This window comes from Stenotrophomonas sp. 85239_Sma, assembly GCF_056481725.1.
This window is the reverse complement of the sequence record NZ_CM151163.1, coordinates 41,468-54,920: the sequence shown is the minus strand read 5'-3', so window position 1 is coordinate 54,920 and position 13,453 is coordinate 41,468. Positions and strand designations below refer to the sequence as shown.

The 13,453-nt window shown below is 66.8% G+C and carries 12 protein-coding genes; 8 read left to right on the top strand and 4 right to left on the bottom strand.

Annotated features, from left to right (window positions below; genetic code table 11):
* Positions 1 to 187: 187 nt before the first annotated feature.
* The 4 genes from ACYKG1_RS00240 (at position 188) to ACYKG1_RS00225 (ending at position 3,182) form a co-directional block, all read left to right on the top strand.
* The gene (locus tag ACYKG1_RS00240; RefSeq protein WP_100475087.1) at positions 188 to 778 is read left to right on the top strand and encodes a cysteine dioxygenase family protein; all 591 of its coding nucleotides are present in this window, start codon (positions 188 to 190) and stop codon (positions 776 to 778) included.
* A 120-nt stretch (positions 779 to 898) separates the two neighbouring features.
* Positions 899 to 1,537 carry a bifunctional 4-hydroxy-2-oxoglutarate aldolase/2-dehydro-3-deoxy-phosphogluconate aldolase gene (eda, locus tag ACYKG1_RS00235; RefSeq protein WP_262084108.1) on the top strand — a complete coding sequence of 213 codons (639 nt, stop codon included), beginning with the start codon at positions 899 to 901 and terminating at the stop codon, positions 1,535 to 1,537.
* A gap of 96 nt (positions 1,538 to 1,633) precedes the next feature.
* Positions 1,634 to 2,662 carry an alcohol dehydrogenase AdhP gene (adhP, locus tag ACYKG1_RS00230; RefSeq protein WP_478471415.1) on the top strand — a complete coding sequence of 343 codons (1,029 nt, stop codon included), beginning with the start codon at positions 1,634 to 1,636 and terminating at the stop codon, positions 2,660 to 2,662.
* A gap of 127 nt (positions 2,663 to 2,789) precedes the next feature.
* On the top strand, positions 2,790 to 3,182 hold the full coding sequence (locus ACYKG1_RS00225) for a hypothetical protein (protein ID WP_049422362.1): 393 nt from the start codon (positions 2,790 to 2,792) through the stop codon (positions 3,180 to 3,182).
* Between the two features lie 33 nt (positions 3,183 to 3,215).
* Here ACYKG1_RS00225 and ligD read toward each other — a convergent pair whose 3' ends face one another.
* The 3 genes from ligD to ACYKG1_RS00210 form a co-directional block, all read right to left on the bottom strand.
* Entirely contained in the window at positions 3,216 to 5,702 is a 2,487-nt protein-coding gene (gene ligD, locus ACYKG1_RS00220; RefSeq protein WP_478471413.1) for a DNA ligase D, read from the bottom strand.
* Between the two features lie 3 nt (positions 5,703 to 5,705).
* The gene (gene ku / locus ACYKG1_RS00215) at positions 5,706 to 6,611 is read right to left on the bottom strand and encodes a non-homologous end joining protein Ku (protein ID WP_100475092.1); all 906 of its coding nucleotides are present in this window, start codon (positions 6,609 to 6,611) and stop codon (positions 5,706 to 5,708) included.
* 141 nt (positions 6,612 to 6,752) lie between these two features.
* Positions 6,753 to 7,151, bottom strand: coding sequence for a hypothetical protein (locus ACYKG1_RS00210; RefSeq protein ID WP_100475093.1), 399 nt, complete (start codon positions 7,149 to 7,151; stop codon positions 6,753 to 6,755).
* A gap of 147 nt (positions 7,152 to 7,298) precedes the next feature.
* On the opposite strand from ACYKG1_RS00210, the gene ACYKG1_RS00205 reads away from it, so the two are divergent.
* The gene (locus ACYKG1_RS00205) at positions 7,299 to 7,643 is read left to right on the top strand and encodes a hypothetical protein (RefSeq protein WP_100475094.1); all 345 of its coding nucleotides are present in this window, start codon (positions 7,299 to 7,301) and stop codon (positions 7,641 to 7,643) included.
* Positions 7,644 to 7,685: 42 nt separating this feature from the next.
* Here ACYKG1_RS00205 and ACYKG1_RS00200 read toward each other — a convergent pair whose 3' ends face one another.
* A complete protein-coding gene (locus ACYKG1_RS00200; protein ID WP_478471410.1) occupies positions 7,686 to 9,776 on the bottom strand; it encodes a TonB-dependent receptor family protein in 2,091 nt (696 codons plus the stop codon).
* A gap of 171 nt (positions 9,777 to 9,947) precedes the next feature.
* Here ACYKG1_RS00200 and ACYKG1_RS00195 point away from each other — a divergent pair, with 171 nt between their 5' ends.
* From ACYKG1_RS00195 to ACYKG1_RS00185, 3 genes are all read left to right on the top strand, one after another.
* Positions 9,948 to 11,150 (top strand): amino acid aminotransferase, encoded by a 1,203-nt coding sequence (locus ACYKG1_RS00195; protein WP_100475096.1) that lies wholly within the window; start codon positions 9,948 to 9,950, stop codon positions 11,148 to 11,150.
* Between the two features lie 424 nt (positions 11,151 to 11,574).
* Positions 11,575 to 12,591 carry a class 1 fructose-bisphosphatase gene (locus tag ACYKG1_RS00190; RefSeq protein WP_100475097.1) on the top strand — a complete coding sequence of 339 codons (1,017 nt, stop codon included), beginning with the start codon at positions 11,575 to 11,577 and terminating at the stop codon, positions 12,589 to 12,591.
* 108 nt (positions 12,592 to 12,699) lie between these two features.
* On the top strand, positions 12,700 to 13,407 hold the full coding sequence (locus tag ACYKG1_RS00185) for a 2OG-Fe(II) oxygenase (RefSeq protein ID WP_478471407.1): 708 nt from the start codon (positions 12,700 to 12,702) through the stop codon (positions 13,405 to 13,407).
* Positions 13,408 to 13,453 lie beyond the last annotated feature (46 nt).

Here is a 13,453-nt window from a genome sequence, read left to right as displayed (position 1 = left end):
GTTGCGGAATGTCGCAGCGGATCTCAATCGTGTCGTGTTCGACCCGTTTTGTTGCGCGAGGTTCCATTGTGATCGCTCTACTGCCTCTGCATCTGAACCATTCTTCCGCGCATGTTCACCCTGAATGCAGACGCGACGCGCGCGAACGCCAACATTCCCTTAACCATGCTCCGCTACAGTCAGGTGCATGGACCTGCAGACTTCTCCGTATCCGCCGTTCCGTGGCCGCGACCGGTTGATCGCCGCGGTCGACGCGGCGGTAACCTCCGGTGATGCCGGTCGGATCACCGCCGACCTGCAGCTGGCGCTGCAGGAAGCCATAACCGACAGCCGCATCGAGTTGCCCGAATGCGTGCATCGGCCGGTCAGCGATCATTACGCGCGGCGCCCGCTGTACCACAGCCGCGAACACGGCTACAGCGTGATTGCCATGAGCTGGGGCCCAGGGCAGGGCACGCCGCTGCACGACCACGATGCCATGTGGTGTGTGGAGGGAGTGTGGTTGGGCGAGCTGGAGATCACCCGTTACGAGCTGCTGGAGCGCGCCGGCGAGCGCTGGCGTTTCCACCGCCACGCCGCGCTGCGCGGGGGCTGCGGCAGTGCTGGCAGCCTGATCCCGCCGCACGAATACCACACCCTGCGCAACGCCAGCGATGACGCACTGGCGATCTCGGTGCACGTGTACGAGGCGCAGATGGAACGGTCGGCGGTGTTCGATCCGCTCGGCGGTGGCTGGTACCAGCGTCGCATCCAGGCATTGCAGGCCGACCCGGCCTGAGCCGAGGGCCTGCGGGGCGGGGCTCCGCCAGCACCTTCCGGAGCCACGTGGCATCATGCGCCGCTGCGCTGCCGGACCCGGCGGCGATCCGCGATGCCCCGTCGGGCAAGGAGCAAGACCATGTCCAGCGCTGATCCGCGCCTGCGCGCGCTGTTGAAGCTGGCACCGGTGATCCCGGTGTACACCCCCGAAGATGTGAATGAAGCGGTCGAAGTGGCCCAGGCGCTGTTCCGCGGTGGCCTGCCGGTGATCGAGGTGACGCTGCGCACGCCGCAGGCGCTGGATGCGATCAAGGCGATGGTCGAGGCTGTGCCGGATGCGGTGATCGGTGCCGGCACCGTACTCGACGCCGCGCAGATGCAGGCGGCGAAGCAGGCCGGTGCGCGTTTCGCGGTGTCCCCCGGTGCCACGCCGGCGCTGTATGCCGCTGCACGCGACGCCGACCTGCCGTACCTGCCCGGTGCCGCCACCGCCTCGGACCTGATCCAGGGCCTCGAGCATGGCTTGGATACCTTCAAGTTCTTCCCGGCGGTGCAGGCCGGTGGCGCTGCGCTGCTGGCGGCCTTGCACGGTCCGTTCGCCGATGTGCGCTTCTGCCCGACCGGCGGCATCAGCGCGCAGACCGCGCCGCAGTTCCTGCACCTGCCCAACGTGCTGTGCGTGGGCGGTTCGTGGCTGACCACGCCGGCGCTGCTGCAGACCCGCGACTGGGATGCGATCGAGCGCCTGGCCCGCGAAGCGTCCGTGCTGGCCAGCTGAACCCGCTCCGCGAATCTTCAAAGGTTTGATCGTGATCAAAGCGCCGGCCTCGAGCCGGCGTCATTCTGTGGGCAAGCGCACTACGGAGATCCGAACATGCATTCGACCATGAAGGCCGCTGTCGTGCGCGAGTTCGGCAAGCCACTGGTGATCGAGGAAGTCTCGGTACCGCGCCCGGGGGCGGGCGAGGTACTGGTCAAGATCGAGGCCTGTGGCGTCTGCCACACCGACCTGCACGCCGCCGAGGGCGACTGGCCGGTGAAACCGAACCCGCCGTTCATCCCCGGCCACGAGGGCGTGGGGCACGTCGTGGCCGTGGGAGGCGGGGTAGGGCGCGTCAAGGAAGGCGACAGGGTCGGCATCCCCTGGTTGTACTCGGCGTGTGGCCATTGCGAACACTGCCTGGGTGGCTGGGAAACGCTGTGCGAAACGCAGCGCAATACCGGCTACTCGGTCAACGGCGGCTTCGCCGAGTACGCACTGGCCGATGCCAACTATGTCGGCCTGCTTCCGAAGGACGTGGGCTTCGTCGAGATCGCGCCGGTGCTGTGCGCCGGCGTGACCGTCTACAAGGGTCTGAAGGTTACCGACACCAAGCCGGGGGACTGGGTGGCGATTTCCGGCATCGGTGGCCTGGGCCACATGGCGGTGCAGTACGCCCGTGCGATGGGCCTGAACGTGGCTGCGGTGGACGTGGACGACAACAAGCTGGCATTGGCCCGGCAGCTCGGCGCGCAGGTTACCGTGAACGCGCGCACCACCGACCCCGCCGCCTTCCTGAAGAAGGACATCGGCGGCGCACACGGTGCGCTGGTCACTGCGGTGTCGCCCAAGGCGTTCGAGCAGGCGCTGGGCATGGTCCGCCGTGGCGGCACCGTCTCGCTCAATGGCCTGCCACCCGGCAATTTCCCGCTGGACATCTTCGGCATGGTGCTCAACGGCATCACCGTGCGCGGCTCGATCGTCGGCACCCGGCTGGACCTGCAGGAGTCGCTGCAGTTCGCTGCCGAAGGCAAGGTTGCGGCCACGGTCAGCACCGACCGCCTGGAAAACATCAACGAGGTGTTCGCGCGCATGCACGCGGGCACCATCGAAGGCCGCGTGGTGCTCGACTTCGCCGCCTGACCGCCTGTGCATGGCCGTCGTCGCTCCGTCCCCCTCTCCCACGGACGCGGCGGCCATGCCGATTCATCGGCAGTGCTGGCCGCTGGCCGGCAACCCGGGCACTCCGCAGCAGCCGTACAATGCGCGCATGCCCGGCCTGCTCAAGACCCTGTTCCTGTCCCTCGTTGCCCTGATCGGCGGCGTGCTGTCGCTTGCGCTGGTCAGCAGCGTCGCCAGCTGGCTGCCCCCGTTGCTGGGCCTGTCGCCGAGCGGCAACAGCGTGCAGCTGGGGTGGGATCTCACCTTCAGCGTGCTCGGCGGCATCGCCGGCATTTCCTTCGCCACCTATTACGCGCCCTGCTGGCCGCGTTCGCACGGCTTCTCGATCTGGTCGCTGATCGCGCTGGGCTGTGGCTACGCAATGTGGACGGCCGGTGCGGATTTCCCGTTCTGGTTCGTCATTTCGCTGCTGGCGTCACTGCCGCTGCAGCTGCTGGCCGGCTGGTGGTTCGGCCGTCGCGCCTCGCGCGATCCGCGCTGAGCGCATGCAGGTAGTGCCGGCCAGCGGCCGACACTACCGCTTCAGCGGCGGCAGCACCTGCTTCAACCGCTCGATACCCTGCCAAGGGTCACCCTTCAGCCGCTTCACCCTGGCCAGCGCCTTGGCCATCGGAAACGCGTCGGCCGCGCTCACCCGGGCCAGTTCTTCCCAGCGCAGCGGCACTGCCACACCGGCGGAATCGCGCGCACGCAGCGACCACGAACACACGCTGGTAGCCCCTCGGGTATTGCGCAGCCAGTCGATGAAGATCACCCCATCACGCTTGGCCTTGCTCATCGTCGCCACGTAGCGATCAGGCTGCTCCAGCGCCATTGCCTGCGCAAAAGCCTCGCAGAACGCCTTGGCCTGTTCCCAGTCGGCCTTGGGTTGCAGCGGCACCACCACGTGCACGCCCTTGCCACCGGACAAGCGCACGAAGCTCTCCAGGCCTACCTGCTGCAGGCGGTTACGCACATCACGTGCAGCTGATTTCACCTGTGCCCAGCTGACGCCTTCGCCGGGGTCGAGATCGAACACCAGGCGATCCGGATGCTCGGGGTCGGCCACGGTCGCGCCCCAGGGATGCAGCTCCAGCGTGTTCATCTGCACCAGCTGCAGCAGGCCCCGCGCATCGTCGATATAGACGTAGTCCTCGCGGCCGCTCTTCTGCTGCAGCGGCACCGCATGCACCGCATCACCCAGGCCCGGGCCATGGTGCTTCTGGAAGAAACAGGCCTTGCCCACGCCATCAGGGCAACGCAGCAGCGACAGCGGCCGTCCAGCAATTTCGGGCACGATCCAGCGCGCCATCTGCCGGTAGTAGTCGGCCACATCGCCTTTGCTGAGCTTCTGCCTTGGAAACACCACACGTTCCGGATGAGTGATCTGGACCTCGCCCCCGGTTCCAACACTCGATGTGGCCACTTCCAGATCCTCCTTCTGCTTGTCGCTTCGCAGCCGCTTGAAACTGGCCTGGCGCAGCAGGCCTTCCTTGCCCCAGCCACGGAATGCCACTTCCGCCACCGTCACCGGCTTCACCCAGCGCACGCTGGCGGCGCGGAACGGCACATGCGCCGGAAGCTGCAGCACGGGCGTCTTTACTGCCAGTGGCTGCAATGCCTTGAGCAGCGCGCGCAGGTTCTCGTCGTCGAAGCCGGTACCGACGCGGCCCACATAGCGCAGGCCCTCCTTGTCCGTCGTTGCCAGCAACAATGATCCGAAACCCACCCGTGAGCCCTTGGGGGCCGTGTAGCCGACAATCACGAACTCGTCGGTGTCTTCGTGCTTCACCTTCACCCAGCTGCGTGCGCGGGTGTTCACATACGGTGCATCCACCTGCTTGCTGACGATCCCTTCGAATCCCGCCTCGCCACTGGCGTCGAACACCTGCGGGCCATGGCCGATCACATGTTCGCTGAAGGCCAGGGTACCGGGCACGGGCCCGATGAGATCCTTCAGCAGTGCTTTGCGTTCCAGCAATGGCGCACGACTGATGTCCGCGTTGGCCACGCCCGGAAGATCGAACACGATGTAGCGCAGCGGTTGCTTCGAGCTTCCATCGATCACGCGCTGCAGCGCTGCGAAATTGCTGCGTCCTTCCGGGTCCAGCACCACCAGCTCACCGTCCAGGCGCGCATCACGCACCGGCAGCGCCCGCACGGCCTGTACCACCTCGGGAAAATCATCGGTCCAATCCAGGCCATTGCGGGAGCGCAGCTTCACCTCGCCGTCGTGCAGATCGGCCAGCAGGCGATAGCCGTCCCACTTGATCTCGTGCAGCCAACGTTCGCCGTCCGGCGCGTCGTCGCGATGATCGGTCAGCTGTGGCTTGAAGTCACGCGGGTAGGGCGTGTCACGTGCGCCGTCCAGTTTCAGCGCGCGCGCATGCCAGCGTGCATCGGCCTTGCGGGTAGCGGCGCGTGCAGCCGGTGCGGCGGGTACCCTCTTCTTCGCACTACGCTTCTTCACTGCGGATGAGCGTTCCGGCACGGGTGCTTCCAGCAGATCGTCTGCTTCGGCGTCGCGCGCCTGCTCGTCATCGCGTTTGATCAACAGCCACTGCACCTGACGTCCTTTCATTGCCGTGCGCACCAGCTTCCAGCCACCGGCCAGGCGTTGCCCGTGCAGCACGAAGTCGAGCTTTCCAGCGGCCAGCGCCTGCAATGGATCGCCTTCGCAGGCCCAGATGCCGTGATCAAAGACATCCACGTGGCCAGCACCATAGTGGCCTTCAGGAATGTCGCCTTCGAAACCGGCGTAGGACAGCGGATGGTCCTCCACCTCCACGGCCAGTCGCTTCTCGCCGACGCGCAGCGAAGGCCCCTTCGGCACCGCCCAGCTCTTCAGTACACCGTCCATCTCCAAACGGAAATCGTAGTGACGCGAGCTTGCGTGATGCAGCTGGATGACAAAGATCGGCCGCCGCTGCGGATCGCCGCGTGCGGGCGTGTCGTCAGGCTCCGGCGTCTGCCCGGCGCCCCCGCCAAGCTGGCGCTTGCGCCGGTACTGATGCAGCGACATGGTTCAACCTGCCTTGCGCCGGGTGGTCTTTTTCACCGCCTTCTTGGCCGTCTTCTTCGCAGCCTTCTTCGCCGGTGCCTTGCGCGTCGCCGTCTTCTTCGCCGGCGTACGCTTGTTCGCATCCAGGCTCTTCTGCAGCAGCGCCATGAAGTCGACCACGTTGGTGCTGGCATCCTCACGCGGCGCCGGCTCATCGTCCACCCTTGTGGTGCCGCCCTTGGACTTGATGCGCTTGTTCAACACCTGCTGCAGCCGCTCGCGGAATTCATCGTGGTACTGCGACGGATCCCAGTCGCCGGCCATCGACTCGATCAACTGTTCGGCCATCGCCGTCTCCTTGCTGGTGATGCGGTAGTCGGACAGTTTGCCGGTGGGCAGCTTGTAGTCCTCAGGATCCACAAGTTCCTGCGGATAGCGCAGGATCATCAGCACCAGTGCGTCCTGCTGTGGCATCACCGCGCACAGGTACTCGCGCGTGCGCACCACCACCCGTGCGATACCCACCCTGCCGGTGCTGCGCAGCGTTTCGCGCAACAGCACATAGCCTTTTTCGGCTTTCTTGCCGGGCACCAGAAGATACGGTTTCTCGTAGTAGCGGGGGTCGATCTGCGCCGCATCCACGAATGATTCCACCTCCACCGTTTCGTGGCTTTCCGGCGCGGCCGAGCGGATATCGCCTTCCTCCAGCACGACATAGCTGCCCTTGTCGTACTCATAGGCTTTGACGATGTCCTTCCAGGGCACTTCCTCACCGGTGTCGGCGTTCACCCGTTCGAAACGGATCGGCTTGCGGTCGCGGGAGTCGAGCATGCGGAACTGCAGATCCACCTTGCGTTCGCCTGACATCAGCGACACCGGCACATTGAGCAGGCCGAAGGAGAGCGTGCCGGTCCAGATCGGGCGGGCCATGGACAGACCTCTTGCGCGGGGCAGGGTGCCCAGCTTGGGATTGGCGGTGTAAACCACTCGTGTCCGTGCCGTGCACGCCAGGTGGCGCCGCCGCTTTGCTGTAGAGCCGAACCCACGCTCGGCTGCTTCAGGTGCCCGGTGCTATTGCAGCAGCGGCCTCACTGCCGCCGCCGGAATATGATCCAGCGCCCGCCAGGCGTCTTCCACTACCGGCCGTGCCTGCGACCAGCCCAGCCGCGACTGCCCGCGCATCTGTTCCCAGTGCTCGGCCAGTTCCTCGCAGGTATCGGCGGCATCACCGCGCGGCCAGTCGGCAGCGTGGGTAGTCAGCGCGAAGGCATAGACCGGGCACAGATCGCGCCAGTTGCGGTGGCTCTGGTCACGCCTCTCCTCGTAGTCACTGAGCATGTACTGCAGGTAGTCCTGCGCCACCGCCTGCGGATCCTCATGGCGACGCGTGCGGCGCTGAGCGGTGCGCTGGCCGAGCGGATCGAGCAGGGCGTTGAACACGGACGGTGCGGGTCGTTCAAGACGGGGCATGGCCGGCTCCTGCAGCGGGGGCGGGTGGGCAGGAATACGCGCGGTGCCGTTACCAGGGGGTGAGCGAGATGTTCATGACGCCAGGTTCGCGGTGGCTTTACCTTGCTGGCGGTGTAGTGGGGCTCCCAGAGCGAAGGTAATCAGACCATGAGCCGAGAGACCTCCCGCGACCCGCTGCGCGCGAACCATCCGCCTATTCCCGGCGAGCAACGTGGCAAGCGCGATGCCGACAATGCCGACTACCGCGGCACCGGCGCGCCGTTCTTCGATGCCGAGCACGGTGGTGACCATCTACCCGTGAAACACGAGGCTGAACAGGCGGCGCAGGACCGCAAGGATGGCGGAGACCGCCATCGCGGCGGTCAGGAAAGCCCGCTCAAGCGCCGCGAGCGCAAGCAGCGCGCCAGTGACAACCAGGACGAGGCGCTGGAGGAAACCTTCCCCGCCAGCGACCCGACTTCGCCCTTTGTGCCGGCCAAGGCCCCCGATTGACGGTAGCGCCGGGCCATGCCCGGCGGGCGCAGCGGTCGCATGCTAGCGCCACGACCACTGCACGCCGACGTTGGCCCGCCGTCCTGGTCCCGGCTCGTAGAAGCGCCCATTGCCATCGTTGACGATCACCGAGCCGATGTAGGTCTGGTCCAGCACGTTCTCCAGCCGGGCGAAGGCGCGTAGCTCACCACCCGGCACGGTCCAGCGACGGCCTGCTTCCAGATGCAGCAGGGCGAAGCCGGGCGCGCGTTCGGTCGCCACGTCGTTGACCACCGTATCGCTGCTGGCGGAGGCCTCCAGCGCCCACTGCCACTGGCCAGGTGACCATTGCAGCCGAGCGAAGGCCTGTTGGCGCGGTACCCCGGGTAGGCGGCTGCCGACGGCAACCACACGGTTCGAGGTCAGGTACGGCGAGCGCACCTGCGCCTGCAGCAAGGTCCAGGCCAGCTGCAGTTCCAGCTGCTCGGCCAGCGGCTGCCGGTACTGCAGTTCCACGCCCTGGCGGCGGGTGTGGCCGATGTTGCGATAGTTGCTGCGCCCGCCGCTGTTGCTGGCAACTGCCAGCTCATCGTCGGTATCTGCACGGAACAGGCTGATATCGAGCTGGGTTCCGTCCTGCGCGTGCCACTTGCTGCCAATCTCCAGATTGCGGCTGCGAGCGGCTGCCAAGTCCAGTGCCAATCCCGCCTGACCGTCGGCGCGATAGCCCATTTCGTTGAAGGTGGGGGTCTCGAAACCACGCCCTACGGCCGCGTGCAGTCGCCACTGCGGGCTGGCCTCGAAGCTGATCCCGGCCACCGGCGTAGTCGCCTGGTAGCGGCGGCGACCACTGTCATCTGGGTTGGCGCCGACGATGTAGCGGTCATCGGACGCGAAGCGCACCGTGCTGTGGCGCAGCCCGGCCAGCAGCGACCAGCGCTGGCTCCATTGCCACCAGGCCTGGGCGAACTGGTCCACATTCTGCACGACGTCGATCTGGTCACGGCGCAGGCGCCCGCGCACGCCCAGCGTGCTGCCGATGAAGTTCTCGTAGCCGGTGCGATGCTGGCGCTGGCGGTCGGCGCTGAGCCCGGCCACCAGATCCAGCGGTCGGCCGGCGAGGTCGCCGTGCCAGCCCCAGCGCGCGTCCAGGCCGCCGTAGCCGCCATCCAGATCGATCACCCCGCCGGCATGCAGCGGATTCACCTGGGCAGTCGGCGGAATCGGCAGGTATTGGGTCACCGCGCGCTGGCCGGCATAGCCCATCAGCTGCCAGCGCTGCGCCCCGGTCTCCCGGGTCCAGCGCAGCCCGGCCTGCTGCTGGCGCACCGATTTGCGGGTGTTGTACTGGTGCGCCACGGCGGTGGCCTGGCGCGGATCGGCCGCCACCTGGGCACGGGTCAGGCCCAGCGGGTCCTGCGCATCGGGCGCATCCAGCACGTTGAGCAGCAACTCCAGCCGCCCACCGCCCAGCTCACCACCGATGCGCGCGTTGAGCGACTCGCGGCGCGCACGGCTGTGATCGCGCCAGCCATCGGTGCTGAAGTGGTTGGCGGCGATGTTGTAATCCAGAACACGGCCGGCACCCTTCAGCTGTGCGCCGACACTGAGCGTGTTGTCAGCACCTGCGTTGAGGCGCAGCCGCCACGGGTCGCCGGCCTGGCCCTGTGCGCTCCAGACCTGCAGTACGCCACCGGAGGAATTGCCGTACAGCGCCGAGAACGGCCCGCGCAGCACCTCGATGCGCTCGGCGCCCAACAGACTGGCGTGCGACAGCTGGCCCTGGCCGTCCGGCATGGTCGCCGGTACCCCGTCGATCAACACCCGCACCCCGCGCACACCGAAGGTCGAGCGCGCACCAAAGCCACGGATCGACAGCTGGGTGTCCTGCGCGAAGTTCTGCCGGTCGCGGGCGACCAGGCCCGGGACCCCGGCCAACGCCTCGGACAGCTGTGCGCCGGCGCCAGCGCGGCCGGCGTCGATCCAGACCGTATCCTGGCTGGCCGGCAGCGCGAACGGGTCGATGCCCGGCACCCACGCGGCCTGCACCTGCACGCTGGGCAGGGCGGTCGGTGCGGGCTCGGCCGCCGCCGCCCAGGGCGACAGCAGCAGGGCGGACAGGGGCAGGCAATGGCGTCGTGCGGCAGGATTCATGATTCAGGTTGATGGATCGGGCGGCAACGCACGCCATGGTACGGGGCGGCGGATGACGATGGCGGCGGCCAGCCCCGGCAGGCTTTGTTACGATGGGCTGTTTCCGGCCGAAAAGCCGCAGACCGCGTAGCGCACTTCCTCCCCCTTTCCGTCTACCGAACGAGTACCGCCGTGTCCTTCTTTGCAAACGTGGAACTGGTCCCAGGCGACCCGATCCTGGGCCTGACCGAGGCGTACAACGCCGACAGCCGCCCGACCAAGGTCAACCTGGGTGTGGGCATCTACTACGACGAGAGCGGCCGCATTCCGCTGCTGCGCGCCGTCAAGCAGATCGAGCAGCAGCTCGCCGCTGAAGCCAAACCGCGCGGCTACCTGCCGATCGATGGCCTGCCGGCATACACGCAGGCGACGCGTGAGCTGGTGTTCGGCAAGGACTCGCCGCTGCTGGCCGCCGGCCGCGTCACCACCGCACAGACCGTCGGTGGCAGCGGTGCGCTGCGCGTCGGCGCCGACGTGCTGAAGAAGCTGCTGCCGCACGCCACCGTTGCGCTGAGCAACCCGAGCTGGGAAAACCACCGCGCCGTGTTCAGCGCGGCCGGCTTCGAGGTGGTGGAGTATTCCTACTTCGACCCGGCCACCCATGGGGTCAACTTCGACGCCCTGCTGGCCGACCTGGGCAAGCTGGACGCCGGCACCGTAGTGCTGCTGCACGCCTGCTGCCACAACCCCACCGGTGCCGACCTCACGGTCACCCAGTGGAAGCAGGTCGCACAGCTGCTGAAGGACCGCCAGCTGTTCCCCTTCATCGACATGGCCTACCAGGGCTTCGACAAGGGCATCGAGCAGGACGGCGCCGCCGTGCGCATCATCGCCGAAGCCGGCATCGACAGCTTCATCGTCGCCAACTCGTACTCCAAGTCGTTCTCGCTGTATGGCGAGCGCGTGGGTGCGCTGTCGATGGTGGCACCGACCGCCGCGGACGCCAAGGCCGTGCAGTCGCAGGTCAAGCGCGTGATCCGCACGATCTACTCCAGCCCGTCCACCCATGGTGCTGCGCTGGTGGCCGGCGTGCTGACCAACCCGGAACTGCGCGCGATGTGGGAGCAGGAGCTGACCGAGATGCGCGAGCGCATCCACGCCCTGCGCCAGGGCCTGGTCGAGAAGCTGGCCGCTGCAGGTGCGCCGCAGTTCGGTTTCATCAACGAGCAGGCCGGCATGTTCTCCTACTCCGGCCTGAGCCGCGAGCAGGTCGAGCGCCTGCGCGACGAGTTCGGCATCTACGCCGTCGGCACCGGCCGCATCTGCGTGGCCGCGCTGAACCAGAACAACCTGGAATACGTCGCCAAGGCCGTGGCCACCGTCGCCAAGGGCTGAAGCAACGCTCCAGTAGCTTGAAGACAAGGCGCCGAAAGGCGCCTTTGTTTTTGCTTCTGCTTTGCCTCTGCCTTTGCCACACCCTCCGCGCTCGCGGCGAACCCTGAAGCGCAGGGCGAGGTACACCGTGGACAGGACCGTGGGGCGCATGGATGCGCCGACCGAGCCCCCATGGGTGAGGGCGCTTTGCCTGCGAAGCACTGCTTCGCAAGCGCCCGAACGCCCTGCCGTCAGCGGCTGGGCCGGACCCCGGAGGGGGGTTTACGGCGTGTCCTGGCCACGGTGTACCTCGCCCTGTGCCTCCATGAAGGAAGGCGCCACGAGCGCAACGCATCTGGAAACGATTACGCCTTCCCGCGCTCACGCACGCCTCGGCCAGACGGGCGACAATAGGCGTTTTCCCGCTGCCGAGACCTGCCCGACCATGTCCCGTACTTCGTTGACCCGCTTCCTGATCCAGGAACAGCACGCCGGCCGCATCAATGCCGACCTGCGCCAGCTGATCGCCGTGGTCGCCCGCGCCTGCACCAGCATCTCCATCGCCGTCAGCAAGGGCGCCCTTGGTGGCGTGCTCGGCGACGCCGGTACCGGCAACGTGCAGGGTGAAGCGCAGAAGAAGCTGGACGTCATCAGCAACGAGATCCTGCTCGAAGCCAATGCCTGGGGTGGCCACCTGGCCGCCTGCGCCTCGGAGGAAATGGACCACAGCCAGCCGGTGCCGGATATCTACCCGCGCGGCGATTTCCTGCTGCTGTTCGATCCCCTCGATGGCAGCTCCAACATCGACGTCAACGTCTCCGTCGGCACCATCTTCTCGGTGCTGCGCTGCCCGACCAACGTCGAACTGCCGGGCGATGACGCGTTCCTGCAGCCGGGCAGCAAGCAGATCGCCGCCGGTTATTGCATCTACGGGCCCAGCACCCAGCTGGTGCTGACCGTTGGCCATGGCACCCACGCCTTCACCCTGGACCGCGAGAAGGGCGAATTCGTGCTGACCACCGAGAACATGCAGATTCCGGCGGCCACCCAGGAATTCGCCATCAACATGTCCAATCAGCGCCACTGGGAAGCACCGATGCAGGCGTACGTCGGCGACCTGCTGGCGGGCAAGGAAGGCGCGCGCGGCAAGAACTTCAACATGCGCTGGATCGCCAGCATGGTGGCCGACGTGCATCGCATCCTGACCCGCGGCGGCATCTTCATCTACCCGTGGGACAAGAAGGATCCGTCCAAGGCCGGCAAGCTGCGCCTGATGTACGAAGCCAACCCGATGGGCCTGCTGGTCGAGCAGGCCGGTGGCGCCGCCTGGACCGGCCGCGAGCGCATCCTCGACATCCAGCCCGACCAGCTGCACCAGCGCGTGCCGGTGTTCCTGGGTTCGCGCGAGGAAGTGGCTGAAGCCGTGCGCTACCACCACGCGCACGACGACGCGAAGGTCTGATTGGCGGTTGCCTGACGGCGGTCATGGCAGATCGATGACATGACCGTGGGGTGACACCGAGGGCGGCAAACGGCACCATCAAGCCGTTGCCGCCTAAGGAATGCACGCATGCACGAGCAGGGCCCGGTCGATTTCATCGAAATCATCCACAACGCCGTCCCCAGCGAGGTCTGCGCGGCCATCGTCGAGCGCATGCGTGCCACGCGTGGCCTGCTGCCCGGTGCGGTAGGCAGTGGTGTGTTCCCCGAACTCAAGCACAGCAAGGATCTGCGCATCAGTGGCCTGGACGGCTGGCAGGATGTCGACCAGCAGCTGCAGATTGCGGTGTTCAACGGCCTGCTGAGTTATCTACGCCGTTATCCACAGGCGTTGATCGCTCCGCTGATGTTGCAGATCCAGGACAGCAACGGCCAACCGCGACGCCTGTCTGCCGAGGACTTCCCCGATATGCCGCAGCAGCAGCTGGCCGACCTGGCCCGCACCTGCCTGCGTCCGGGCGCGATCAACCTGCAGTGGTATGCGGCAGGCGAGGGCGGCTACCCGTACTGGCACTGCGAGCTGTACCCGAAGGATGCGCAGGCCGAGACCCTGCACCGGCACGTACTGTGGACGCTGTACCTCAACGACGACTTCGACGAAGGCGAGACCGAATTCCTGTTCCAGGGGCGGAAGATCGCGCCGCGCACCGGCAGCCTGCTGATCGCCCCGACGGCATTCACCCACACCCATCGTGGCAACCGGCCACAGGGTGGCGACAAGTTCATCGCGACCAGCTGGATCCTGTTCCAGAGTGCGCAGAAACTGTTTGGGGGGTAGCGTCGAGCTTGCTCGACTGCTTTTCCGTCGCCAGTCGAGCAAGCTC